The 23,824-nt window shown below is 74.8% G+C and carries 19 protein-coding genes; 8 read left to right on the top strand and 11 right to left on the bottom strand.

The window, feature by feature from the left end; all coding sequences use genetic code 11:
- Positions 1-105: 105 nt before the first annotated feature.
- Positions 106-1,770, bottom strand: coding sequence for a CocE/NonD family hydrolase (locus ACSNOB_RS07270; protein ID WP_436685826.1), 1,665 nt, complete (start codon positions 1,768-1,770; stop codon positions 106-108).
- A gap of 4 nt (positions 1,771-1,774) precedes the next feature.
- A complete protein-coding gene (locus ACSNOB_RS07265; RefSeq protein WP_436685825.1) occupies positions 1,775-2,290 on the bottom strand; it encodes a MarR family winged helix-turn-helix transcriptional regulator in 516 nt (171 codons plus the stop codon).
- A 165-nt stretch (positions 2,291-2,455) separates the two neighbouring features.
- Between ACSNOB_RS07265 and ACSNOB_RS07260 the strand changes: the two genes are divergently transcribed.
- Positions 2,456-4,579 carry an MMPL family transporter gene (locus tag ACSNOB_RS07260; protein WP_436685824.1) on the top strand — a complete coding sequence of 708 codons (2,124 nt, stop codon included), beginning with the start codon at positions 2,456-2,458 and terminating at the stop codon, positions 4,577-4,579.
- 95 nt (positions 4,580-4,674) lie between these two features.
- Here ACSNOB_RS07260 and ACSNOB_RS07255 read toward each other — a convergent pair whose 3' ends face one another.
- Positions 4,675-6,063: a DedA family protein gene (locus ACSNOB_RS07255; protein WP_436685823.1), complete on the bottom strand. Its 1,389-nt coding sequence runs from the start codon at positions 6,061-6,063 to the stop codon at positions 4,675-4,677.
- Between the two features lie 135 nt (positions 6,064-6,198).
- On the opposite strand from ACSNOB_RS07255, the gene typA reads away from it, so the two are divergent.
- A complete protein-coding gene (typA, locus tag ACSNOB_RS07250; protein WP_436685822.1) occupies positions 6,199-8,067 on the top strand; it encodes a translational GTPase TypA in 1,869 nt (622 codons plus the stop codon).
- 120 nt (positions 8,068-8,187) lie between these two features.
- Positions 8,188-9,048, top strand: a complete 861-nt coding sequence (locus ACSNOB_RS07245) for a serine hydrolase (protein WP_436685821.1) — start codon at positions 8,188-8,190, stop codon at positions 9,046-9,048.
- Between the two features lie 6 nt (positions 9,049-9,054).
- Here the strand turns inward: ACSNOB_RS07245 and ACSNOB_RS07240 are convergent, their stop codons facing one another.
- A complete protein-coding gene (locus tag ACSNOB_RS07240) occupies positions 9,055-9,996 on the bottom strand; it encodes an NAD-dependent epimerase/dehydratase family protein (RefSeq protein WP_436685820.1) in 942 nt (313 codons plus the stop codon).
- A 105-nt stretch (positions 9,997-10,101) separates the two neighbouring features.
- Here ACSNOB_RS07240 and ACSNOB_RS07235 point away from each other — a divergent pair, with 105 nt between their 5' ends.
- Complete coding sequence (locus ACSNOB_RS07235) at positions 10,102-10,857, top strand: TetR/AcrR family transcriptional regulator (RefSeq protein WP_436685819.1); 756 nt, start codon at positions 10,102-10,104, stop codon at positions 10,855-10,857.
- Here ACSNOB_RS07235 and ACSNOB_RS07230 read toward each other — a convergent pair.
- Positions 10,811-11,608 (bottom strand): tyrosine-protein phosphatase, encoded by a 798-nt coding sequence (locus ACSNOB_RS07230; RefSeq protein ID WP_436685818.1) that lies wholly within the window; start codon positions 11,606-11,608, stop codon positions 10,811-10,813. The two genes, ACSNOB_RS07235 and ACSNOB_RS07230, sit on opposite strands and share 47 nt — an antisense overlap.
- Positions 11,609-11,732: 124 nt before the next feature.
- On the opposite strand from ACSNOB_RS07230, the gene ACSNOB_RS07225 reads away from it, so the two are divergent.
- Together ACSNOB_RS07225 and ACSNOB_RS07220 are read left to right on the top strand one after the other, a co-directional pair.
- Positions 11,733-12,830 (top strand): mandelate racemase/muconate lactonizing enzyme family protein, encoded by a 1,098-nt coding sequence (locus ACSNOB_RS07225; RefSeq protein WP_436685817.1) that lies wholly within the window; start codon positions 11,733-11,735, stop codon positions 12,828-12,830.
- 54 nt (positions 12,831-12,884) lie between these two features.
- The gene (locus tag ACSNOB_RS07220) at positions 12,885-13,802 is read left to right on the top strand and encodes an NlpC/P60 family protein (protein ID WP_436685816.1); all 918 of its coding nucleotides are present in this window, start codon (positions 12,885-12,887) and stop codon (positions 13,800-13,802) included.
- Between the two features lie 63 nt (positions 13,803-13,865).
- Here ACSNOB_RS07220 and ACSNOB_RS07215 read toward each other — a convergent pair whose 3' ends face one another.
- The 3 genes from ACSNOB_RS07215 to pnuC form a co-directional block, all read right to left on the bottom strand.
- Positions 13,866-14,867 carry a TerC family protein gene (locus ACSNOB_RS07215; protein WP_436685815.1) on the bottom strand — a complete coding sequence of 334 codons (1,002 nt, stop codon included), beginning with the start codon at positions 14,865-14,867 and terminating at the stop codon, positions 13,866-13,868.
- 387 nt (positions 14,868-15,254) lie between these two features.
- The gene (locus tag ACSNOB_RS07210) at positions 15,255-16,400 is read right to left on the bottom strand and encodes an AAA family ATPase (protein WP_436685814.1); all 1,146 of its coding nucleotides are present in this window, start codon (positions 16,398-16,400) and stop codon (positions 15,255-15,257) included.
- On the bottom strand, positions 16,397-17,050 hold the full coding sequence (gene pnuC, locus ACSNOB_RS07205) for a nicotinamide riboside transporter PnuC (RefSeq protein ID WP_436685813.1): 654 nt from the start codon (positions 17,048-17,050) through the stop codon (positions 16,397-16,399). Before pnuC ends, ACSNOB_RS07210 begins: the two co-directional genes overlap by 4 nt.
- A 129-nt stretch (positions 17,051-17,179) precedes the next feature.
- Between pnuC and ACSNOB_RS07200 the strand changes: the two genes are divergently transcribed.
- Complete coding sequence (locus tag ACSNOB_RS07200) at positions 17,180-17,473, top strand: antibiotic biosynthesis monooxygenase family protein (RefSeq protein ID WP_393103690.1); 294 nt, start codon at positions 17,180-17,182, stop codon at positions 17,471-17,473.
- Between the two features lie 146 nt (positions 17,474-17,619).
- Here ACSNOB_RS07200 and ACSNOB_RS07195 read toward each other — a convergent pair whose 3' ends face one another.
- Positions 17,620-18,480: a helix-turn-helix domain-containing protein gene (locus ACSNOB_RS07195; RefSeq protein ID WP_436685812.1), complete on the bottom strand. Its 861-nt coding sequence runs from the start codon at positions 18,478-18,480 to the stop codon at positions 17,620-17,622.
- Positions 18,481-18,722: 242 nt separating this feature from the next.
- Positions 18,723-20,831, bottom strand: coding sequence for an excinuclease ABC subunit UvrB (gene uvrB, locus ACSNOB_RS07190; RefSeq protein WP_393103685.1), 2,109 nt, complete (start codon positions 20,829-20,831; stop codon positions 18,723-18,725).
- A 279-nt stretch (positions 20,832-21,110) separates the two neighbouring features.
- Here uvrB and ACSNOB_RS07185 point away from each other — a divergent pair, with 279 nt between their 5' ends.
- Positions 21,111-22,610 carry a hypothetical protein gene (locus ACSNOB_RS07185; RefSeq protein ID WP_436685811.1) on the top strand — a complete coding sequence of 500 codons (1,500 nt, stop codon included), beginning with the start codon at positions 21,111-21,113 and terminating at the stop codon, positions 22,608-22,610.
- Positions 22,611-22,614: 4 nt separating this feature from the next.
- Here the strand turns inward: ACSNOB_RS07185 and coaE are convergent, their stop codons facing one another.
- The gene (gene coaE, locus ACSNOB_RS07180; protein WP_436685810.1) at positions 22,615-23,796 is read right to left on the bottom strand and encodes a dephospho-CoA kinase; all 1,182 of its coding nucleotides are present in this window, start codon (positions 23,794-23,796) and stop codon (positions 22,615-22,617) included.
- Between the last annotated feature and the right edge of the window lie 28 nt (positions 23,797-23,824).

The raw sequence follows: 23,824 nt of genomic DNA, 5'->3' as shown, positions 1-23,824 counted from the left end.
TGGGGGGGCCTCACGCGCGGGCCCGGCCGAGTGGTGCACAGCGCCGGGCGTTGGCCCAACCATAACGCCGCCGATGAATGAATGCCCAGCTCAAGCAGGATTTTTTCAGCGGCAAGAAAGCTGCGGGGCGATCCGCGCGATCGGCAGCACCACTGCGGACGGTCGCTGCGGGTCGTGCAGGATCTCCCGCCAGCCAGCACGCAGGGTGATCGCTGTGCCGAGAGCCTCGCCCGTGCCGGGGTTGCGCGCGTAGCGGGGGTGGGCGCCGCCGGAGACCTGCACGCGCAGCCGGTGCCCCGGCGCGAACCGGTGCGCCGTGGGCCACAGCTCCACCGGCACGCGCACCACGCCGGCCGGATCGGTCGGGTACCGGCCCGGGGCGACCCGGACGAGCCCGTCGCAGACGTTCCAGGACCGGCCGCGCCGGTCCACGTCGCACAGTCGCACGAAGACGTCCAGGTGGGACAGCTCGCTGCGCAGATGGATCTCGGCGCGTACCGGGCCGATCACCTCGACGGGCGCGTCGAGTGGGGCGCTGGTGAAGGTCAGCACGTCGGGTCGGGCCTCGACCGGGCGGTTGTCGACCGGCCCGGCCCGCTGGGCGACGAGCAGCGGCCCGCCGAGCGACGGCGTCGGGTCGGCCGGGTCGTAGCGGAAGCGGTCCGGCGTCGAGGGCACCGGGGCGGCGGTGCTCAACCCGCCGCCCGGATGCAGGTGCCATCGGGTCGGCGCCGAGGGCGGCGGCCAGTCCGGCAGGTCCCGCCAGCCGCCACCGGCCCCGCCGACGTACACCCGCACCGGGGCGGCACGGCCCGCCGGAGGGCGGCCGGCGAGGTGCTCGTCCAGCCAGTCCAGCCCGTCGCGCAGGGCGGCCACGAAGAGCCCGGGGCTGCCGTGCGTCCACGGCCCGACCGTCAGCCGGGGGTGGGCGCCGGCCGCGCGCAGCGCCGCGAAGTCGCGCAGTTGGGCCGGCAGGAAGATGTCGTGCCAGCCGGTCACCATCGTCACCGGCGCCCGGACCTCGGCGATCCGGTCGCCGAAGACACGGTCGCGCCAGTAGCCGGCGTCCGGGGTGTGGTGGCGCAGCCACTCCTGGAAGAAGGGCACCGTCACGCCGGTGGCGACCCGGTCGGCCTCGACCAGCGGCAGGTGCGCCAGCGCGGCGGTCAGCCGGGGCTGGCCGCGCTTGAGCTCCCACTGCCGGGCCAGCCAGGGCACGGCCTGGGCCTGGAGCAGCTCGGCCCAGGTGAGCACGGTGTCGAGGGCGAACGAGTCCCCGGCGTACGTCGAATCACGGGTGCCCGAGGCGGTCACCACCGCGACCATCGCCCGCAGTTCCTCCCCCGCGTCGGCGGCCAGGGCCCACTGCACGAAGCCCTGGTAGCTCGCGCCGAACATGCCGAACGCGCCGGACCACCACCGCTGGCGGCGCAGCCAGTCGAGGGTGTCCAGGCCGTCGTCGCGCTCGTGCACCAGCGGATCGAACGCGCCGCCCGAGCCGAACGTGCCCCGGCAGGACTGGATCACCACGTGGAAGCCGCGTTCGGCGGCCAGCCGGCCGAGCAGCCGCATCGGCCCACCCCGCCCGTACGGGGTGCGGATCAGCACGGTGGGCGCGCCGGGCAGGTCCGGGGCGTAGTGGTCGGTGCGCAGCGGCACCCCGTCGCGGACCCGCACCGGAATGCCCCGGGTGAGGGTGACCCGCCGGGCGCGTGCGGCCGGCAGTCGCAGCGCGGCGGCGGCGAGCCGGACGAGCGCCCTGTCGAGCACGGGGTCAGCCGCTCGCCCGCCGGGCCGGCTCGTCGCGGGCGGCCCGGACCGTGTCGCGGTGTTCCCGCATGGAGGCGGTCATCGCGGTCATGAACCGGTGCACCACCGCCAGCTCGTCGTCGCTGAAGCCGGCCATCACCTCGTCGGTGCGCCGGCCCAGCGGCCGGAAGAAGTCCGACGCCAGCGCCGCGCCCCGCTCGGCGTAGTGCAGGAAGACCTTGCGCCGGTCGGCGGTGTCGCGGTCGCGGCGGATGTGCCCGGCGCGCTCCAACCGGTCGATCAGGGCGGTGACGGAGCCGGAGGAGAGGTTGAGCTGCTCGCCGAGGCGCCCGGGGGTGATCGGCTGGCCGATCAGCTCGGCGTCCATCACCGCGATCAGCGCCTGCAGGTCGGTGGCGCCCAGCCCGTGCAGGTTGGCGAAGGCGTGCCCGATGTGCTGCGCGTCGACGGAGTAGCGGCGCAGCTCGGCCGCGATCTCGGCGACCAGCATCGCGCGGCGCGTGTCGCGCCTCCGGTACATGCCGTGGCCTGTCACGTCCGCCGCTTTCCCTTCGCCGCCCGTCCGGTTGCAGCATAACTCAGCAGGCGATAATCTCGATTATCGAGATACTCTACGGTCGCACTTTCCGGTCGTGGCGGGTCTCGAGCGTCGACCGGATCCCGTAGAGAACCCGTGAGGTCAGCCATGTCCGTGTTCACCCGCGTGGCCCGCGGCCGACTGGCCGCGTGGCTCACCGTGGTCGCCGCGATCGTCTTCGGCGCGGCCGTTTTCGGGCTGCCCACGCCCGACAACCCGGCTCCCGTCTCGTCCACGGGCCTGTCCGTCGGGTGGCAGTCGACCCAGGTGGAACGCCTCCAGGACCAGTTGCCCTCCCGCGACGTCCAGCCGGCGCTCGTCGTGGTCAGCCGCGCCGACGGCGGCCCGCTCACCGAGGCCGACCGCGCGGCGCTCGCCGGGCAGTCCGCCGACCTGGGCCGGTTCGCCGTCGGCGGGCGCGTCAGCCCGCCGCAGATCTCCCCGGACGGCGCCGTCGCGCTCGTCGGCGTGCCGCTGTCGACCGCGGGCGGTCAGGAGGAGATCGCCGGCCGGGTCGACGACCTCCGCGCGTCCCTGGACGACACGCCCGACGCGCTCACCGTCGAGGTGACCGGCGGGCCCGCGTTCACCACCGACCTGACGAAGGTCTTCGACGGCGCCGACACCACGCTGCTCGTCGTCACCGCCTCCGTCGTCGCGCTGCTGTTGCTGATCACCTACCGCAGCCCGTTCCTGTGGATCGTCCCGCTCGTCGTCGTCGCGGCGACCGAGCAGCTCACGCTGCGCGCCCTCGACACGATCGTCCCGGCGGTCGGCATCAACCTGCCCGGCGGCGCCGTCACCGGCATCGCCAGCGTCCTCGTCTTCGGTGCCGCCACCGACTACGCGTTGCTGCTCATCGCCCGCTACCGCGAGGAGCTGCGCCGCGATGAGGACCGGTTCGTGGCGATGCGCGCCGCGCTGCGCCGCACCGCCGAGCCCATCCTCGCCAGCGGCTTCACCGTCGTCCTCGGCGTGCTCACCCTGCTGCTGTCGGAGCAGGAACTGAACCGCGCCCTCGCCGTGGCCTGCGCGACGGGCGTCGCCCTCGCGATGCTGTCGGCGCTGTTCGTCCTGCCCGCGGCACTGGTGATCTTCGGTCGTGGCCTGTTCTGGCCGTTCGTGCCCCGGGTCGGCGGCGCGGTCCGCGAGGGTCGGCTGTGGGGCCGGCTCGGCAGCGCCGTCGAACGCCGTCCGGCGCCGGTGGCGGTGCTCACCACGCTGCTGCTCGCGGGACTCGCCCTCGGCGGGCTCGGCATCCGCACCGGCCTGTCGGAGACCCAGCAGTTCCGGGTCGAGCCGGAGGCGGTCGCCGGCGCGGAGACCCTCGCCCGGGCCTTCCCCGCCGGGACGACGCAGCCGGTCGCGGTGCTCACCACCCCCTCGGCGGCGCGGGCCGTCACGGAGGCCGCCGCGGCCGTGCCCGGTGTCGCCTCCGCGCGGCCGGGCGAGGCGGGCGCCCGGGTCGCCCAGGTCGACGTCGTGCTCGACGCCGAGCCGGGCACCGCGGCCTCGGACCGCGCCGTCGAGGCGCTGCGGGAGGCGGTCGCGGCGGTGCCCGGATCCGCCCCGCCGACCGTCGCGGGCGCGCCCGCGTTCGACGGGGCGGTGGTCGGCGGCGCCGTCGCCGCCACCTACGACGAGAACGAGGCCAACGGCAAGGACGTACGGCTCATCCTGCCGGTCATCCTGCTGCTGGTCGGCGCCGTGCTCGTGCTGCTCCTGCGTGGCCTGGTCGCGCCCGTGCTGCTCGTGCTCACCGTGATCGCGTCCTTCTTCGCCAGCATCGGCGCGTCGTGGCTGATCTTCGACCACGTGCTCGGGTTCCCGGCGCTGGACAGCGGCGTGCTCCTGCTGGCCTTCGTGTTCCTGGTGGCGCTGGGCGTGGACTACAACATCTTCCTCGTCACCCGGGCCCGGGAGGACGCCCGGCGCACCGGCACCCGGGACGGCATGCTGTCGGCCCTGCGGGTCACCGGCGGCGTCATCACCAGCGCCGGCATCCTGCTCGCGGCCGTCTTCGCCGTGCTGGGCGTCCTGCCGCTGATCCTGCTGACCCAGATCGGGATCATCGTCTGCATCGGCGTGCTGCTGGACACGCTGCTCGTCCGGACAGTGCTGGTGCCGGCGCTGGCGTTCGCGCTGGGCGACCGCTTCTGGTGGCCGGGCCGGATCGCCCCCGCCCCGGAGGACTCCCCGGCCCGGCCGGAGCCGGTGGCGGCCCGGGACTGACCCGCGCACCACCCGGGGGCGCGGGCGGCCACGCCGCGGCCCCCGGTCCGGGCCGCCGCGAGGAGCCGCCGGGCGGCACGGTCCGGAGCGCCGCCTCAGGCGTCGGCGGGCACCGCCGTCGCTTCCGGCTCCGCCGGGGCGTCGCCCACCGCCCGGTCCCGGGTGGCCCAGGCCACCACGAACAACGCCGTCCAGGCCACCCCGAGCAGCACCGCCGTCGCGCTGCCGCTGGCGGTGCTCAACCCCAGGTAGAGGCGGGCGCCGACGATACCGACCACGCCGGCCGCCGCGCCGGTCCAGGCGGCCACCGCCACCGGCCAGCGCGCCCCGCGCGACAGCAGCCAGGCCAGGGTGCAGAGACTGGCCGCCACCACGGCGTTCTGCGTCGGGAACAGGCCGGCGTCCCGGCCGTCCGTGCCCGGTCCGGTCAGGTCGACCACCACGGCGAGCACCACCAGCGGAACGAACGCCCCGACCGTGCCGACGACGCTGAGCAGGTCGGCCCGCCACGGCCGGTTGCGCCAGGCCAGCACCGCGGCCACGACTGCCACCAGCACGATCAGCGACGAGCCGCGCAACGCCGAGACCACCGCCAGCGTGACGTCGACCGCACCGGGCGTACGCCGGTCGGCGAACCAGTCGGCGATGGCGCCGTCGATCGCCGCCAGCCCGCTGTGCCGAACCACCGCGTCGAGCACCCAGGCGATGGCGAACCCGGCCACGAAGAGCAGCAACAGCCCGCCGGCCAGGTTGATCAGCAGCGTCCAGGTCGGCCCGACGTACATGGCGAGCAGGAAGAACAGCACGCCGTACCGGCCGCTGAGCCAGCGCACCGGCCCCAGCCCGGCGGCCCGGGAGGCCAGCGCGCGGGCCGGGTCCGGGTTGCGGCCCAGCCACCGCCCGGCCAGCACCACCGCGACCAGCGCGGCCACCAGCACCAGCACCGCGCCGGTGGCCCGCCCGAGCAGCCGGGAGACCGTCTCGTACGACTCCCCGGCCAGATTGCCCGCGAGCACCGAGCCGCCCACCCAGGTCACCACGCCGGCGAGGTTCCACGGCGCGAACCGCCGGTACGGCATTCCCGCCGCACCGGCCAGCCGGGGCACCAGGGTGCGGGCGAAGGCCACCCAGCGGGCGGTCAGCACCCCGCGCCCGCCCAGCCGGCCGAGCATCGCCTCCGCCCGGCCCCACCGCTCGTGGCCGACCCGGGTGCCCAGCCGGCCGGCGCGCAGCCGGGGCCCGTACCGGCGGCCGGCCCGGAACGCGAGTGTGTCCCCGATCACCGCTGCAAGGATCATCACCAGCAGGGCCGGGGCGAGGCGCAGCGTCCCCGCGTACGCTAGGAAACCGACCAGCAGCAGGGTCGCCTCGCCCGGCACCAGCAGACCGAAGATCACCGCGGTCTCCCCCGCGACGATCGTCGCGGCGATCACATAGATCAGCAGGGGCGGCAGGCCCTGCAGCCAGGTCAGCAGGTCGTGCATCGGGCCCCCATTCCCACGGGGGTCAGCATGCCAGGCGCTGAAACGGTCGGAACATCAGTTTCGGCAGAGATCCGGGCCATCTGGGGGGAGACCCCGACGCGTGCCCCGGCAACCGCAGACAGGAGTATGGAGGGTATGCAGCTTCGCACCGACCTCCGCAACGTCGCCATCATCGCCCACGTCGACCACGGCAAGACGACCCTGGTCGACGCCATGTTGCGGCAGGCCGGCGCCTACGGCGCCCGCGGCGAGGTAACCGAGCGGGTCATGGACTCGATGGACCTCGAACGGGAAAAGGGCATCACCATCCTGGCCAAGAACACCGGCGTGCGGTACATGCCGGCGGACGGCTCCGACCCGGTGACCATCAACATCATCGACACGCCGGGCCACGCCGACTTCGGCGGCGAGGTGGAGCGCGGCCTCACCATGGTCGACGGCGTGGTGCTGCTGGTGGACGCCAGCGAGGGCCCCCTGCCGCAGACCCGGTTCGTGCTCCGCAAGGCGCTCAAGGCCCGCATGCCGATCATCCTGGTGATCAACAAGGTGGACCGCCCCGACGCCCGGATCAAGGAGGTCGTGGACGACACCTACGAGCTCTTCCTCGACCTGGACGCCGACGAGGAGCAGATCGACTTCCCGATCGTCTACGCCTGCGCCCGCGACGGCATCGCCTCGCTGACCCAACCCGCCGACGGCGCGGTCCCCGACGACAGCAGCTCGCTGGAGCCGCTGTTCCGCACCCTGCTCGACACCATCCCGCCGCCCGCGTACGACGAGGACGCGCCGCTGCAGGCGCACGTCACCAACCTCGACGCCTCCCCGTTCCTCGGCCGGCTGGCGCTGTGCCGGGTGCGCCAGGGCACCATCAGCAAGGGCCAGACCGTGGCCTGGTGCCGCACCGACGGCAGCACCCAGCGGGTCCGCATCTCGGAGCTGCTGATGACCGAGGGCCTGGAGCGCAAGCCGGCCGACTCGGCGGGCCCGGGCGACATCATCGCGGTCGCGGGCATCCCCGAGATCATGATCGGTGAGACCCTGGCCGACGCGGAGAACCCGCAGCCGCTGCCGCTGATCACCGTCGACGAGCCGGCCATCTCGATGACCATCGGCACCAACACCTCGCCGCTGGTCGGCCGGGTCAAGGGCGCCAAGGTCACCGCCCGGATGGTCAAGGACCGGCTCGACAAGGAGCTGATCGGCAACGTGTCGCTGCGGGTGCTGCCCACCGAGCGTCCCGACGCCTGGGAGGTGCAGGGCCGCGGCGAGCTGGCGCTGGCCATCCTGGTCGAGCAGATGCGCCGCGAGTCCTACGAGCTGACCGTGGGCAAGCCGCAGGTCGTCACCAAGGAGATCGACGGCAAGACCTGCGAGCCGGTCGAGCGGCTCACCATCGACGCCCCCGAGGAGTACCTCGGCGCGATCACCCAGCTGCTGGCGACCCGCAAGGGCCGGATGGAGCAGCTGGTCAACCACGGCACCGGCTGGATCCGGATGGAGTGGCTGGTCCCGGCCCGCGGCCTGATCGGCTTCCGCACCGAGTTCCTCACCGAGACCCGGGGCACCGGCATCCTGCACCACGTGTTCGAGTCGTACGAGCCGTGGTTCGGCGAGCTGCGCACCCGCAACAACGGCTCGCTGGTCGCCGACCGCGCCGGGGCGGTCACCGCCTTCGCGATGACCAACCTCCAGGAGCGCGGCCAGCTCTTCGTCGAGCCCGGCACCGAGGTGTACGAGGGCATGATCGTCGGGGAGAACTCCCGCTCCGACGACATGGACGTCAACATCACCAAGGAGAAGAAGCTCACCAACATGCGCTCGTCGACGGCCGACGAGACCGAGAAGCTGATCCCGCCGCGCAAGCTGTCGCTGGAGCAGGCCCTCGAGTTCTGCCGCGAGGACGAGTGCGTCGAGGTCACCCCGGCCGCCGTGCGGATCCGCAAGGTGGTGCTCGACCAGCAGCTCCGCGGCCGGGCCGCCGCCCGCCGCAAGCACGCCGGCTGACGTACGACGGCCCGGAGCCCGGACCGCCCCGCGCGGTCCGGGCTCCGCCCGTCATCCCCGCACGGTACGACCGCTCGCCCCGGCCCGCCGCCCCGCCGATGATCCGCTACGGTCACCCGCATGACCTGGGACGAACTCGACGCACACCTGGACGGGGTGCCCGGCACCGTGTCGGCGTACCTGGGGCGCCTCGGCGCCGACCCCACCTGGACCCGGCACGCCGACGCCACCCACTACGCGGCCAGCACCATGAAGGCCGCGGTGCTCGTCGCGCTGCACCGGGCCGCCGAGGCCGGCGCCCTCGACCTGGACGCTCCGGTGCCGGTGCGCAACGAGTTCGACTCGGCGCTGCCCGGCGCGCCCCGGTTCTCCTGCGCCCGCCACTACGACAACGACGAGGCCGTCTGGGACCGGGTCGGCGACACCGCGTCGCTGCGCTGGCTCGCTCACCGGATGATCGTCCGGTCCAGCAACCTGGCCACCAACCTGGTCATCGGCCACGTCGGCCTGCCGGCGGTGGCGGAGGTCTGGGCCCTCGCCGGAGCCCGGCACAGCGTCACCGGTCGGGGCATCGAGGACTTCGCGGCCCGCGACGCGGGCATCACCAACCTGGTCACCGCCGCCGACCTGGCCGCCCTGCTCGGCGCGCTGGCCGCCGGCGCGCACACCCCGGGCCCGCTCGCCCCGCCGGGCGCCTGCGCCGCCATGCTCGACGTGCTGTTCGCCCAGGAACACCGCGAGGACCTGGCCGCCGGGCTGCCCGAGGGCACCCGCATCGCGCACAAGAACGGCTGGGTGCGCGGCGTGCGGCACGGCGCCGGGGTGGTCTTCCCCGACGACGCGCCGCCGTACGCGATCGTCGTCTGCACCACCACCGACCTCGCCGACGGCGGCCCCACCGGCGAGGAGGCGGAGGACGACGCCTGCCGGCTGATCGCGCGGATCTCCGCCGCCGCCTGGGCCGGCCGACACGACCTGTGACGGCGCTCAGCCCGCCGGGGCCAGCACCGCACGGAACCAGTCGACGGTCGAGGCCAGCGCCTCCCGAAGCGGCGTGGGCCGGACCGCGAACCGGGTCTCGAACGCCGTGGAGTCCATGACCTGCGGCTCCAGGTACTGGTAGAACAGTTCGGCGTACTCGCGCATGAACGCCGCGTCGAACGGACCCCACGGCCGGGGCGAGTCCAGCACGTCGACGGCGAGCGGGCGGCCCACCAGGCGCTCGATGGCCCGGTGCACCTCGCGGGTGGTGGGGGCGGGCGCGGCGGGCAGGTGCCAGACCCGCCCGGCGGCCTCCGGGTGGTCGCCGAGCAGCGCCAGGCCGGCCGCCACGTCGGGCAGGTAGCTGTAGCTGTGCGGCAGGTCGATGTCGCCCAGCGCCAGCGCGGTGCCCCCGGTCAGGGCGGCCGGGAAGACCGTGCCGCCGAGGCTGGAGTTGAACACGCCGGGTCCGAAGAAGTCCGCGGATCGCCCCATCACCACCGACACCCGGCCATGCCGGTGCGCGTCGAGGTACGCGGCGTCCAGGTCGGCGCGCATCCGACCCTTGGCGCCCACCGCCCGCCACGGCGTCTCCTCGGTCATCACCGCCCCGCCGGTCGGCCCGTACGGGTAGAGCGTGTCGAGCACCACCAGCCGCGCGCCCGCCGCCGCGGTGGCGGCCAGCACCGCCCGCTGCATGCGGGGCATCACCTCGACCTGCTGCGCGTAGGGCACGTTCGCGCAGTGGTGGACGACAGTGGCGCCGGCCAGCGCGGCCGTGGCCTGCTCCGGGTCGGTGAGGTCGGCGGCGACCCGCTCGGCGCCCGGCACGGCGGCCTCGCCGCTTCGGCTGACCACGCGGACCCGGCGGCCCCCGTCGACCAGGTGGGTGGCGAGGGTGGTGCCGGCGGGCCCGGCACCCAGGACGACGTGCAGTTCCCCAGACATCTCGACTCCTTGGTTAGATGTGCTCGCGATGGTTATAGCTTCTAACCGAAGTTATGATCTGTCAACGGTGCCGCACGTCACGCGGCCGACGGACGGAGAGACGACGTGCCGAAGACCGACGACAGCCCGCGCGGGCGGTACCGCGCCCAGGTCCGCTCCGAGATCAAGCGGGCCGCCCTGGACCAGGTCGCCTCCGGCGGCGCGGGCGCCGTCGCCCTCAACGGCATCGCCAAGCGGCTCGGCGTCTCCGGCCCGGCCCTCTACAAGTACTTCGGCAGCCGCGACGAGCTGCTCACCGAGCTGATCCTCGACGGGTACGCCGACCTGGCCACCGCCGTGGCCCGGGCCGCCGAGGCGTCGGCCGGGCAACCCGCCCGCGCCCGCCTGCACGCCCTCGCCGAGGCGTTCCACGCCTGGGCGGTCGCCCACCCGCAGACCTATCTCCTGCTCACCGGCCCGCCGAGCCCCACCTACCAGGCCCCGCCCGAGACCGTCGACCGGGCCCGGGCCGTGCTCGGCCCGTTCCTCGGCGTCCTGGCCCACGGGCGACCCGGCCCCGCCGGCACCGCCCTGCGCGACCAACTCGACCACTGGTCCGCCGGCACGCCCGAGGTGGCCGCCTGGGTCGCGGCGTACGCGACCGACGCCGACGCCGGGGCCGCGCTGGCGGGCGCCGTCACCGTCTGGGCCCGCCTGCACGGCGTCATCGGGCTGGAGGCGGTCGGCCACTTCGCCGGGATGGGCTTCGCGCCGGCCACCCTGCTCCGCGCCGAGATCGACGCGCTCGCCGACGCGTACGGGCTGCCCTCAGCCGTCACTCCAGCAGCTGCGCCCGCAGCGCCGCCACGATGTCGTCGGTGACCCCCAGCCCGTCCCGCAGGTACGCCGCGAACGAGCCGTGCACCCGGCGCACCTCCGCGTACGCGGCGTCGAGGTACTCCGGACGCACCTCCAGCACCGGGCGCACCGCCGCGACGTCCAGCCCCGGCTGCCGCCGGCGCATCGCCTCCAGGATGACCTCCCGCAGGCTCTCGGTCAGCCGGTTGTTGGCCAGGTAGTCCGCCCGGATCGCCGCCTCGTCCACGCCGAGCGCGTTGAGCAGCAGCACCGTCAGCCAGCCGGTGCGGTCCTTGCCGGCCGAGCAGTGGTAGACCAGCGGCAGGTTCCGCGCCTCCGCCGCCAGCCGCACCGCCGCGCCGAAGCTCTCCCGCGCCGACTCCCCGGTGACGAACCAGCGGTAGATCGCCGCCATCGCCGCCGGGGTGCCCTCCTCGGCCAGGGCCGCGTACGCGCCCAGGTCATGGCCGAGCAGCACCGCCGAGACGTAGGTGAAGACGGGGTGTTCGGCGTCGTGCACCGGCAGGTGCACCACCGTCGGCTCGCCCGGCAGCCGGTCCGGCGGGGCGACCGCGATCTCCGAGTGGTCCCGCAGGTCGACCACGCAGGCCGGGCCGAGCTTCGCCAGCACCGGCAGGTCCTCGTCGGCGAGGCGGCCCAGCGCCGGGGTGCGGATCAGCACGCCCCTGCGCACCCGCCGACCGTCCGCCCCGACCAGCCCGCCGAGATCCCGGGCGTTCGGCGCGCCCACCAGTTCCCAGTCCCGCCCGCTCATGCCTGCACTCCGCTGCGCCGCGTGCCGCCATGAGGCACCACCGCCCCGCGCCTGACGATCCGCTCGCTCCGCCCGCTCATGCGGCCTCCCCTTCGGCTGCGCGTGTCCGTATAGGGTGCCCCACATGACGATCGCCGCGGTACGCACCCACCGGCTCTCCGCGCCCCTGCACACCCCGTTCGTCACCGCGCTGCGCCGCACGACCACCGTGGAGACCCTGGTGGTGGAGGTCGTCGACGCCGACGGCCGCTCCGGCTACGGCGAGGCGCCCCAGGTGTGGCAGGTGACCGGCGCCTCGGTCGCCGGCTCCGAGGCGTGCGTCCGCGACCTGCTCGGCCCGGCGCTCACCGGCCGCGACCCCGACGACCTGGTGGCCCGGTGCACCGAGGTGCAGCGGGCCGTCGCCGGCAACGAGGCGGCGAAGGCGGCCGTCGACGTCGCGCTGCACGACCTGGCGGCGCGGCGGCTCGGGGTACCGCTGGTGCGGCTGCTGGGCGGCACGGGCCTGCGGGTCCCCACGGACGTCACGCTCGCCGCGGGCGACGCCGTGGACCTGGCGGCGGCGGCCCGGCAGCGGCAGGCCGAGGGCTTCGGCGTGCTCAAGATGAAGGTGGGCACCGACGCCGCCGGCGACCTGGAGCGGGTCCGCGCCGTGCGGGCGGCGGTCGGCCCGGACGTGCGGATCCGGCTCGACGCCAACCAGGGGTGGACCCCGCGCGAGGCGGTCCGGGTGATCCGTGGCGTCGAGGACGCGGGGCTCGACGTGGAACTGGTCGAGCAACCCGTCCCCCGCTGGGACCTGGACGGGCTGGCCTGGGTCAGCGACCGGGTGGAGGTGCCGATCCTCGCCGACGAGTCGGTCTTCGGCGTCCGGGACCTGGTCGAGGTGATCCGCCGCCGGGCCGCCGACATGGTCAACGTCAAGCTCGCCAAGTGCGGCGGCCTGCACCCCGCCCGGACCCTGCTCGACCTGGCCGCCGCGCACGGCCTCGGCACGCTCGTCGGGTCGATGATGGAGAGCCAGGTGGGCATCGGCGCCGCCGCCAGCCTGGTCGCCGCCTACCGCACCACGGCTGTCGCCGACCTGGACGCCGCCTGGTGGCTGGCCTGGTCGCCGGTGCGGGGCGGCCTCCGGTACGACGGCGCGACCGTCGTCCTGCCGGACGCGCCGGGGCTCGGCGTGACGTCCGTGACTGAAGCAAAGATGCAGTCTCGTGATTGATGCCCGACGGAAACTTTCATAGGGTCGCGGGGAACAACCGAGCTGGGGGTGGACGTGGAGCTGCAACCGGGCCGGGAGGCCGTGGTCCGGGTCGCCGTCGCGACCCTCTGGACCTCCCCCGAGGCCGTACGGGCCGTCGACCGCCCCGCCCTCGCCGCGCGCACCGACATCGCCGGCTGGATCGCCGGCATGGACACCGACCAGCAGGTCGGTGACTGCGTGCTGAGCCAACTGCTGCTCGGCGAGCGGGTGCTCGTCACCGAGGTCCGCCCGGACGGCTGGGCGCACGTGGTCGCCGTCGAGCAGCCGGCCGCCAAGCTGCACCCGCGCGGCTACCCCGGCTGGCTGCCCGCCGAGCAGCTCGTCCCCGACGCGGGCGTCGCCGACGCCGAGCCGCTCGTGGTCGACGCCACCGTCACCGCCCTGCGGACCGCGCCGGGTGGGGCCGAGGCGGTGCCCGGGGTGGTGCTCGGCACCCGGCTGGTCCCGGCCGGCCCGCCGGTCGACGGCTGGCGCCCCGTGCACGCGCCCGGTCACGCCGACCCGCTCTGGCTGCCCGCCGCCCACGCCGTGCCGGTCCCCACCACGCCCCCGTCGGCCGGGGAGGTGCTGGCCGTCGCCCAACGGCTGCTCGACGTGGTCTACATCTGGGGCGGGGTGTCGGCGTACGGCATCGACTGCTCCGGCCTGGTTCACCTGGCCTGGCGGCGACTCGGCGTGCTGCTGCCGCGCGACGCCGACGACCAGGCGGCGGCGACCAGGCCGGTGCCGCTGGGCACGGAACGCCCCGGCGACCTGTACTTCTTCGCCCGGCCCGGACGGAAGATCCACCACATCGGCATCGTCACCGCCGAGCCGGGACCCGACGACGACCGGCGGATGCTGCACGCCTGCTACCGGCAGCGCCGGGTGCTGGAGGAGCGACTGCCGGCCGAGCGCACCGCCACCCTGGTCGGCGCGCACCGGGTCTGACCCCCGTACGGCACGAGGGGGCGCTCCCGGCCGGGAGCGCCCCCTCGTCGCGGCGGGTACGCGTCAGTGGCTGGCCTTGGTCAGCATCCGGCGTCGGTCCCGGGAGGACTTGACGAGGCTGGCCGCGGTGGCCACGGCGAGGGTGCCGAGGATGATCATCAGCGAGAGCCAGATCGGGATGTGCGGGGCCCAGGAGACGTGCTCGCCGCCGTTGATGAACGGCAGGTTGTTGTCGGCGAGGGCCTCCAGCACCAGCTTGACGCCGATGAAGCCGAGCACCACGGCCAGGCCGTAGCTGAGGTAGATCAACCGGTCCAGCAGGCCGCCGAGCAGGAAGTAGAGCTGCCGCAGACCCATCAGCGCGAAGACGTTGGCGGTGAAGACCAGGTACGGCTCCTGGGTGATGCCGAAGATCGCCGGGATCGAGTCCAGCGCGAAGATCAGGTCGGTGGTGCCGATGGCGATCATGACGATCAGCATCGGGGTGAACATCCGCTTGCCCTTCGGCGTGTGGGTGGTCAGCCGGGCACCGTCGTAGTCCCGGGAGATCGGCAGCGCCTTGCGGCTCCACCGGATCAGCACGTTCTCGGTGAACTCGTCCTCGTCCGGCTCGCCCTGCCGGGCGAGGTTGATCGCGGTGTAGATGAGGAACGCGCCGAAGATGTAGAACACCCAGGAGAACTGGGAGATCAGCGCGGCGCCGGCGGCGATGAAGCCGCCCCGCATGACCAGCGCGAGCACGATGCCGACGAGCAGCACCTTCTGCTGGTACTTCCGGGGCACCCCGAACCGCGCCATGATGATGACGAAGACGAAGAGGTTGTCGACCGAGAGGCTGTACTCGGTCAGCCAGCCGGTGTAGAACTGCCCCGCCGCGCTCGCCCCGGAGGCGAGCCAGACGCCGGCGCCGAAGATCAGGGCCAGGGCGACATAGAAGCCGACCCACAGGCTCGACTCACGCACGCTCGGCTCGTGCGGCCGCCGACCGATGATCAGCAGATCCACGAGCAGGATCGCGGTCAGTACGACGAGGGTCCCCGCCCAGACCAGTCCGGACACGTCCAAAGTTCATTCCTCCGGCAGACACGCAACGACGGGCACACCGTACGCCCTCGGTGGGCGCGGTGTGCCGGTGACGCTGACTCTGGTGACTGTCGGAGGTCTCTTCCGTCACCGTCCCTGGGGGCGGTGACCGACGGGGCCGGGTCGCGCACCGGGGGTGGCGCTCGACCGTGCTGACGACTCCGTCGCGGGGGAATACTCCCCTCCTCGTCCGCCATTCTTGCCCACCACGCCCAGTCACCGCACCTCGGGCTGTCGGTGTCCTCCCCCACCCTCCCCGGCCGGTGACGCTTCCGCCCCACCCGTGCGCGGTACTTTCGGGCGATACGGGCACCAACCGCTTGATCCTGACCCTTCCGGCGAGACGGGGCGCACCACTTCTAAGGCATCCTAGGAGGCTAGGTGCGCCGGATCGGCAGCCGCCGGATCGGCCGGGGGCCCGGCGGGCGCCACCGGATCCGCCAGCGACCAGCCGGCCGCGAGCAGCGCGTCGCAGGCCGCCACCGCGCGGGCCAGTCGCCGCGGATGCGGGCCGGCCAGCTCGACCACCGGCACGCCACAGCCGGCCAGCTGCGCCCGGAACCGCGCGGTCATCCACGGCCGCAGGTGCTCGCCGTCACGCAGCCCGTCGTCGTCGAAGGGCACCCCCACGTGGTCGGTCAGCAGGTACAGCGCGGGCCGGCGGGCCGCCGCGCGCACCCGCGCCGAGGTCGACCCGAGGTAGCGCTCCTCCCAGACCGCGGTCGCCCGGGCGTCCGTGTCGCAGAACAGCAGCGGGCCGCACGAGCGGGCCGCGGCGTCCTCCGCCGCCTGCTGTTCCCGCACCACCTCGGCGAAGTCGTCGCGGTCCCACGCCACGTCGAAGATCGTGGCCGCCGGATCCCGCTCGCGCAGCCGGGCCAGCTTCCGCTCGGTCAGTTCCCGGCCGTACTCCGGGACCCAGCGGGTGCCGTAGTGGGCCGCGAGGGCGGCGGCCATCGTGGTCGTGCCGGTGGACTCGGCGCCGAGCACCACCACCCGCCGCACGAACCAGGCCCGCACCGGCGCGCTGAGCCGGTCCCAGTGGCCCGCCGGGTCCGCGCGCACCGCCGTCCCGGAGACCGGCACGCTCCGCCGCCCCGGATCCACGCACACCCCGACGGCGTCGAAGCGCCGGGCCAGTTCCTCGCCGTACGCCTCGGAGGAGAAGACGGCGTCGACCCGCCGCCCGCCCAGCGCCTCGCGGAACACGGCGCAGTGCAGGTCCCACACCGTCGGGTCGGCGTAGTCCACCGGGTGGTCGTCGTACCGGCCGACGAAGCGGACCCACGGGGTGCCCGCGTGCACCTCGCGCAGCCAGTCCAGCCGCAGGTCGAGTGGAATCGACTCCCGGCGCGACGGGGCCACCACCACGGTGACGGCCGCACAGCGGGCGGCGGCGGCCTCGATCAGCGCGTGGTGACCCGCGTGCGGCGGATAGAACTTCCCCACCACCAGCCCGTGCCCGAACTCCGGCGCCGCCGGTCCGCCCGGGACGGCGGGCGTCCCCGCGCTCACGCCGACACCGGAGCCGGGCCGGGCGGCACCGGCGTCGCCGCGGCGCCGCGCCGCAGGTCCGCCCGCCACTCGCGCAGCCCGAGCACGCAGAGCCCGAGGAAGATCAGGTAGAGCGCCGCCGTGAGGTACAGGCCCTTGTAGGCGTACAGCGGGATGTAGATCACGTCGGCGGCGATCCACAGCCACCAGCTCTCCACCCGCTTGCGGGTCTGCCCGTACGTGGCCAGCAGCGACAGCGCGGTCGTCAGCGCGTCCGGCAGCGGCACGGTCGAGTCGGTGGCCCCGTCCAGCAGCGCCCACAGGGCGCCGGTCAGCGCCACCCCGGCGACGCCCAGCGCCCACCACTCCCGGCGGCCGGTCCGGGTGACCGTGAGCCGGGTACGCCGCTCGCCGCCGTAGAGCCACGCCCACCAGCCGTAGAGGCCCAGGCCGACGTAGACGACCTGGAGGCCGGCGTCGGCGTACAGGCCGGCGGTCCAGAACAGCAGCATCAGCAGCAGGACGTTGGCGATGCCGACCGGCCAGTTGGCGATCCGCTGCCGGGCCACCAGCCACACGTTGAGCACCCCCGTGGCGAAGCCCAGCAGCTCCGCCCGGGTGGTGCCGGTGCCCGCCACGGTGAACGCCGTGCCGGTGAGCCAGTCGATCATGCCGCCTCCCTCTCCACGACCGGTGGCGGCCGGCCCCGGCCGCCAGCGCGCCCACCCTAGATCCGTCCGACCACCGGGAACAGCCCCCCGCCACGCCCGGCCGGCACACCGACGTGAAAGGCTGCGGGCATGGTGCTTGAGGTCGCGCTCATCGACGTACTGCCGGGACACGAGGACGAGTTCGCCGCCGCGTACGCCAAGGGGCACCCGGTGCTCGCCGGGACGCCGGGCTGCCGGTCGGTGCGGATGACGCGGGGGGTCGAGTCCCCGTCGCGGTTCGTGCTGCTGGTCGAGTGGGACTCGGTCGAGGCGCACGAGGAGAACTTCCGGGGCACCGAGCGCTTCCCGCAGTGGCGGGCGCTGATCGGCCCGCACTTCGCCAACCCGCCGCTGGTCGAGCACTTCGTGGACGTGCCGGCCTGAGGCTGTCGTACCCCTGCCCTACCCTGCGCCGTGCACGCGCCGGCCGCCGGTCCCGACGGGCTCGGGGGCGCCGGGCCCGGTGGCCGCGCGGCGTGCCGGAGTCCGACGGGGCCGGGCCGCGGGCGTGCCGGCCCGCCGGTCCCGACTCACTCCCCGCCGTGCCGGGTCAACGCCGCGACGGTCTCCTCCGGGCCGAGGGCCGCGTCGAGCAGCCAGTCGGTGAGCTGCTCGTACCGGTCGACGTCGGCCGCCGTCACCAGCCGCACGTCGGTGGTCAGCGCCTCCAGCATCACCGTGCGCGGGTCGGCCGGGTCGGGAAACGAATAGCAGGAGTACGGCGTGAGCGGCTGCGCCCCGCCCCGCGGGGAGACGCCCCGGGGCAGCAGCCGGATCGTCACGTGCGGCAGCCCGGCCAGGTCGACCAGGTGCCGCACCTGCTCGCGCCACACCTGCGGCGGGGTGTCGCCGGCCTCGCAGGCCGCCTCGGCGAGCACCGCCGTGTAGCGGGGCGGGTCGGCGCGGCGCAGCACCTCGTGCCGCATCGCGCGGGCCCGCACGTCGGCCTCCACGTCGACCGTCGGGTCGAGCAGCCGCCCGGCGGCGATCCGCAGCCGCGCGTACGCCGGGGTCTGGAGCAGCCCCGGCACCACGGCGGGCTGCCAGTCCACGATGGTCGCCGCCCCGGCCTCCAGCTCGGCGTAGGTGCGCTGCCGCTCGCCCATCTCCCCCAGCGCCTTCCACCAGCCCCGGCTGGTGGCCGCGTCGCGGGCGATGACGATGAGCGCGTCCCGCTGCGGAGGCGGCACGTCGTAGACGTCGAGCAGGTCGAGCACGTCGGCGAGGTCGGGCCGGCTCTGCCCCAACTCGATGCGGGACAGCTTCGAGGTGGAGGCCCAACCGAGCCGGTCGCAGACCTGCTCCAGCGTCAGCGACTCCCGCCGGCGCAACTGGCGCAGCTCGGCGCCCAACCGCGCGCGTCGAATGACCGGACTCGTTGGCAACGGCATCCCCGCCTCCCCACCGAGGGAGAGTACGCAGGACGATCACCCAGCGCAATAGTTCGCTCGCGTACCGCAACCGGGACGCTGTCGTCCCGTGCGCCGAGCGGGCCCGCCGCGCGCCGGCACGCGCCGACCGACCAGGCGTTCCCGGCACGCCACGGCAGTGCGGTGACGGAACCGGGTCGTCACCGCCGGCCCGCCCGCGGGGCTCGGTCGGGCGTCGCTGGCGCGCCGGCGACGCCCGGGAGTCACTTCACGCCGGCCGCGTCCATGCCGCGCAGTTCCTTCTTCAGGTCGGCGACCTCGTCGCGGATCCGGGCGGCCAGCTCGAACTGCAGCTCACGCGCCGCGGCCAGCATCTGGTCGTTGAGTTCCTGGATGAGCTGGGCCAGCTCGGCCCGGGCCATCCCCTCCCGCGCCGGGCCGGCGCCGCCGGCCCGGCTGCGGCTGCGGGTCTCCTTGACCGGCGCCTTGCCCCGGGAGAGCTGCCGCACCGCGCCGCCGACCCGGCTGTTCTCGGTGTCCTCCGCCTCGCGGTAGATGTCGTCGAGGATGTCGTGGATCTTCTTGCGCAGCGGCTCGGGGCTGATGCCGTGCGCCTCGTTGTGTGCGATCTGCTTGGCCCGGCGGCGGTCGGTCTCCTCGATCGCGTCCGCCATCGACGGGGTGATCTTGTCGGCGTACATGTGGACCTGACCGGAGACGTTCCGGGCCGCCCGGCCGATGGTCTGGATCAGCGACCGACCGCTGCGCAGGAAGCCCTCCTTGTCGGCGTCGAGGATGGCGACCAGCGACACCTCGGGCAGGTCGAGGCCCTCCCGGAGCAGGTTGATGCCGACCAGGACGTCGTAGTCGCCCTTGCGCAGCTCCCGCAGCAGCTCCACCCGGCGCAGCGTGTCGACCTCGGAGTGCAGGTAGCGCACCCGGATGCCGTTCTCCAGCAGGTAGTCGGAGAGGTCCTCGGCCATCTTCTTGGTCAGTGTGGTGACCAGCACCCGCTCGTCGCGCTCGGTGCGCAGCTTGATCTCGTGCATCAGGTCGTCGATCTGGCCCTTGGTGGGCTTGACGACGACCTCGGGGTCGATCAGCCCGGTGGGCCGGATCACCTGCTCGACGAACTCGCCCTGGGCCTGCTCCAGCTCCCACGGGCCGGGCGTGGCGGACAGGAAGACCATCTGGCCAACCCGCTCCAGGAACTCGTCGAACCGCAGCGGCCGGTTGTCGGCCGCGCTGGGCAGCCGGAAGCCGTGGTCGATCAGCATCCGCTTGCGGGACGCGTCGCCCTCGTACATGCCGCCGATCTGCGGGATCGTCACGTGCGACTCGTCGACGACCGTCAGGAAGTCGTCGGGGAAGTAGTCGAGCAGGCAGTGCGGTGGGCTGCCGGGCAGCCGCCCGTCCATGTGCATCGAGTAGTTCTCGATGCCGGAGCAGAACCCGACCTGCCGCATCATCTCGATGTCGTAGGTCGTGCGCATGCGCAGCCGCTGGGCCTCCAGCAGCTTGCCCTGCCGCTCCAGCTCGGCCAGCCGCTCGGCCAGCTCCGCCTCGATGTCGCGGATCGCCCGCTCCATCCGCTCCGGGCCGGCCGCGTAGTGGGTGGCCGGGAAGATGACCAGTTGGTCGACCTCCCTGACCACGTCGCCGGTCAGCGGGTTGAGGTAGTAGAGCTTCTCCACCTCGTCGCCGAAGAGCTCGACGCGGACCGCCAGCTCCTCGTACGCCGGGATGATCTCCAGCGTGTCGCCGCGGACCCGGAAGGTGCCCCGGTTGAAGGCCATGTCGTTGCGCGTGTACTGGATGTCGACCAGGCGGCGCAGCAACTGGTCGCGGTCGAGCTCCTGACCCACCGCGACCCGGACGGCCCGGTCGAGGTACTCCTCCGGGGTGCCCAGGCCGTAGATCGCCGATACGGTCGCCACGACGATCACGTCGCGGCGGGTGAGCAGCGACATGGTCGCCGAGTGCCGCAGCCGCTCGACCTCCTCGTTGACCGAGGAGTCCTTCTCGATGTAGGTGTCGGTCTGCGGGATGTAGGCCTCGGGCTGGTAGTAGTCGTAGTAGGAGACGAAATACTCCACCGCGTTGTGCGGCAGCAGCTCGCTGAACTCCTTGGCGAGCTGCGCGCAGAGCGTCTTGTTCGGGGCGAGCACCAGGGTCGGGCGCTGCAGCCGCTCGATCAGCCACGCGGTGGTGGCGCTCTTGCCGGTGCCGGTCGCGCCGAGCAGCACCGTGTTGCGGTCGCCGCGCCGGACCCGGCGCTCCAGGTCGTCGATCGCGGCCGGCTGGTCACCGGCCGGCTGGAACTCACTGACGACCTGGAAGCGGCCGTCGAGCCGGGGAATGTCGAGCGCCATGACCTCAACGGTACGCCGGGGGTCCGACACCCCGCGCCGACTACGGGCGGTCCCTGATCGGCTTCGATATTGCCATTGTGTGGCCCATCTCACCGGGCTACGCTCTCGGTGTAGGCCGCTCGCGGCGGCCGACCGGGCAGGCGGCCGGGCCCTCAGCGGCCGGCCCGCCCCCGGCACAGGGGTCGCAGCACCCGGCACGCCCGGCGTGCGCACCCGACGTGGTCGCGCCCGAGGCGCTGACCGGCCGCCGCGAGCGCCCCTGCTCGTCACCCCGTGACGGTGAATCCCGTTCAACCCTCCGTGGAGACCTCCGCCGCCCGTACCGAGCGCACCGTCGCGCCGCCGGACCGCCCGCCGCACGACGACGCTTCCACCGGAAGCATCCCGCGGCTGGTGGCCGGCCGCCGGCGCACCACCCTGCTGGCGCTCGCGGCCGTGGCCGTGCTCTCCGCGACGGCGCTCGTCGTGGGGCTGGTGAGCTGGGCGCCGGACGGGCCGGAGCCGCCCCGCGCGCTGACCGGCGAGGAGCGTGAGCGGCTCGCCGCGATGCGGGTCACCAACTACCGGGACCTGCGGGCCGGGGTACGCGTGACGGCCGGCACCGGGCCGGCGCGCACCGAGCTCGTGGGCTGGGTCGACTGGTCGCGACCGCTGGTCTACCTGGACGTCGGCGGGCCCGGCGCGGGCGCCGAGCGGGGCCTGCTGCAGGCCACCCCGAGCGTGGCCGTGCTGCGCCCCGACCCGTCGGCGGTGCCGACCCCCGCGCCGCCGCCACTGGTGCCGCCGGCCGACCGGTGGCGGCTGCACGACCCGGGCGCCGGGCGGGGGCTCGCCGCCGTGCTCGACCTGCTCTTCCGGCTCGGCGCGGACCGCCCCGAGCCGCCCGCGGAGGCCGCCCGGTGGGTGGGGCGCGCCACGGTCGGGGCGGAGCCGGTCGACATCCTCCAGGCGCCGCCGCCCGACCCCGGCGCGCCACCGCCCGCCGGGACCGCCGACCAGCCGCGCTACTGGTTGGACCGCGACGCCCGCCTGCACCGGCTGGAGACGGGGCTGCCGGGCCTCGGGCCGGTCACCGTGCAACTGACCCGCACGGACCGGCCCACGCTGCGGCCGGTCGACGCCCTCGGCGGCCGTCCCGGACAGCCCCGTGCCCTGACCGTCGCCGAGCGGGGCCGGCTGGACCGGTTGCCCGCCCGGCTCCGCGCCGCCGGTGGTGCCGCCGTCACCCTCTCCGCGCCCCTCGCCGCCGCCACCAACCTGCGCGGCGCCGGCTGGGTGAGCTGGACGGGACGAGCCGCGTACGTGACCGTCGCCGACCTCGGCGTACCGGAGCGCCGGACGCTGCTGCGCGTCGACGCCGCCGGCGTGGCGCGGGCGGAGGTGCCCGCCGCGACGGTCCCGGGCAGCGTGCAGGCTCCCGGCCGACCGCCGCTGCCGCCCCCGGCCCGGGGCTGGCGGGCCGACCCGACGCGCGCCGACGACCTGGGCCTGCTGCTCGACGCGGCGCTGCGGGCCGCCCGGCCGCCCGACCAGCGGGGCGCCGCCCTGCGGGTGCGCGGGGACAGCCTCGCCGGCGAGACCGTCGACGTGGTCGAGCTGCGCGCGTCGCGGACGCCGCTGCGCTACTGGATCGACCGGAGCGGCGTGCTGCGCCGGCTGGAGCTGCGGACCCGGTTGGGCACCTGGGCCCAGCTCGACCTGGCCCCCGGCGCGGTGCCCCGGCTGCCTCCGGTCGGGCCCGCGCCACAGCGCCCGAAGGCCTCGGCCGCCGGCCGGTGACCGGTCAGGGCCGCCAGCCGGTCCGCGCCGCCCACTCCTCGGCGCGCAGGTGCTCCTCGTCGAACCAGGGGTCCTTCGCGGTGGTGTAGGCGACGCTGTCCGGGGCCGAGGCGGCCAGCTCCCGCTTGAGCAGCAGGTAGGCGGCCCGCTGGTCCGGGTCGGCGCGCAGGTGGTCGCGCGTCAGCAGCGCGTACCGCCAGCCCGGCGAGTCCACCGCGCGCACGTGCAGGTGCACGGGGCGGCCCGGGTCGGCGCTGCCGTGCAGCCGCTTCTCCCACCGGCCGCTGCCGGGCGGGCGGGGGTTGTCCCACCAGTCGCCGGGCAGGCGCGGGAAACCGGCCGCCGCGAGGCGCTCGGCCAGCGGGCCGTCCGCGTCGGCGAGGGTGGGGACGGTGAGCTGGATGTCGATCACGTCCTTGGCGGCGAGACCCGGGACCGCGGTCGAGCCGATGTGGTCGAGCCGCGGGTCGGCGGGGGCCACCGCGTGCCGGATCCGGCTGGCGAGCCGGGCGTACTGCTGCGGCCAGGTCGGGTCGGCCTCGGTCAGCTCGACGCGGTGCGGACGCACCGGCCGCCGCGCGCGCAGGTTGGCCTCGAAGGGCACCAGCCGCTCGTGCCACAGCGCGTCGACCGCCGCGTGCAGGTCGGCGAGGCTGCCGTCGTTGGCCAGCACCACGTCGGCCGCGGCCCGCCGCCGGGCGTCGTCGGCCTGCGCGGCCATCCGCCGCTCGGCCTCCGCCCGGTCCATCCCCCGGTCGCGGGCCAGCCGCGCCAACCGGGTGGCCACCGCCGTCTGCACCACGACCACCAGGTGGTACGTGGGCGCGAGCCCCACCTCCACCAGCAGCGGCACGTCGTTGACCACGATCGCGTCCGGCCCCGCCGCGGCGGCCAGCTCGGCGGTCCGCTGCCGGACGCGCGGGTGGGTGATCGCCTCCAGTCGGCGGCGCGCCGACTCGTCGGCGAAGACCAGCGCGCCCAGCGCCGCCCGGTCGAGGGCGCCGTCGGCGTCGAGGATCCGGTCGGAGAAGGCCGCGGCGATCTCGGCCAGCCCCTCCGTGCCCGGCGCGACCACCTCCCGGGCCACGCGGTCGGAGTCGATCACCACCGCGCCGCACTCGGCCAGTCGGCTCGCCACGGCGCTCTTGCCGGACCCGATTCCCCCGGTCAGTCCCACCTTCAGCACGGCACCAGTCAACCGGATCGCCACCGCG

The organism is Micromonospora sp. URMC 106 (assembly GCF_051386395.1).
Taxonomy (GTDB): Bacteria; Actinomycetota; Actinomycetes; order Mycobacteriales; family Micromonosporaceae; genus Micromonospora.
Note: the sequence above shows the minus strand (reverse complement) of the source record. Positions and strands in the feature narration are given on the sequence as shown.

Coding starts and splice junctions, on each gene's coding strand:
- ACSNOB_RS07265 (WP_436685825.1), bottom strand. CDS start 2,290: ATGTACCGGAGGCGCGACACGCGCCGCGCGATGCTGGTCGCCGAGATC.
- ACSNOB_RS07260 (WP_436685824.1), top strand. CDS start 2,456: ATGTCCGTGTTCACCCGCGTGGCCCGCGGCCGACTGGCCGCGTGGCTC.
- ACSNOB_RS07255 (WP_436685823.1), bottom strand. CDS start 6,063: ATGCACGACCTGCTGACCTGGCTGCAGGGCCTGCCGCCCCTGCTGATC.
- typA (WP_436685822.1), top strand. CDS start 6,199: ATGCAGCTTCGCACCGACCTCCGCAACGTCGCCATCATCGCCCACGTC.
- ACSNOB_RS07245 (WP_436685821.1), top strand. CDS start 8,188: ATGACCTGGGACGAACTCGACGCACACCTGGACGGGGTGCCCGGCACC.
- ACSNOB_RS07240 (WP_436685820.1), bottom strand. CDS start 9,996: ATGTCTGGGGAACTGCACGTCGTCCTGGGTGCCGGGCCCGCCGGCACC.
- ACSNOB_RS07230 (WP_436685818.1), bottom strand. CDS start 11,608: ATGAGCGGGCGGGACTGGGAACTGGTGGGCGCGCCGAACGCCCGGGAT.
- ACSNOB_RS07225 (WP_436685817.1), top strand. CDS start 11,733: ATGACGATCGCCGCGGTACGCACCCACCGGCTCTCCGCGCCCCTGCAC.
- pnuC (WP_436685813.1), bottom strand. CDS start 17,050: ATGATCGACTGGCTCACCGGCACGGCGTTCACCGTGGCGGGCACCGGC.
- ACSNOB_RS07200 (WP_393103690.1), top strand. CDS start 17,180: ATGGTGCTTGAGGTCGCGCTCATCGACGTACTGCCGGGACACGAGGAC.
- ACSNOB_RS07195 (WP_436685812.1), bottom strand. CDS start 18,480: ATGCCGTTGCCAACGAGTCCGGTCATTCGACGCGCGCGGTTGGGCGCC.
- uvrB (WP_393103685.1), bottom strand. CDS start 20,831: ATGGCGCTCGACATTCCCCGGCTCGACGGCCGCTTCCAGGTCGTCAGT.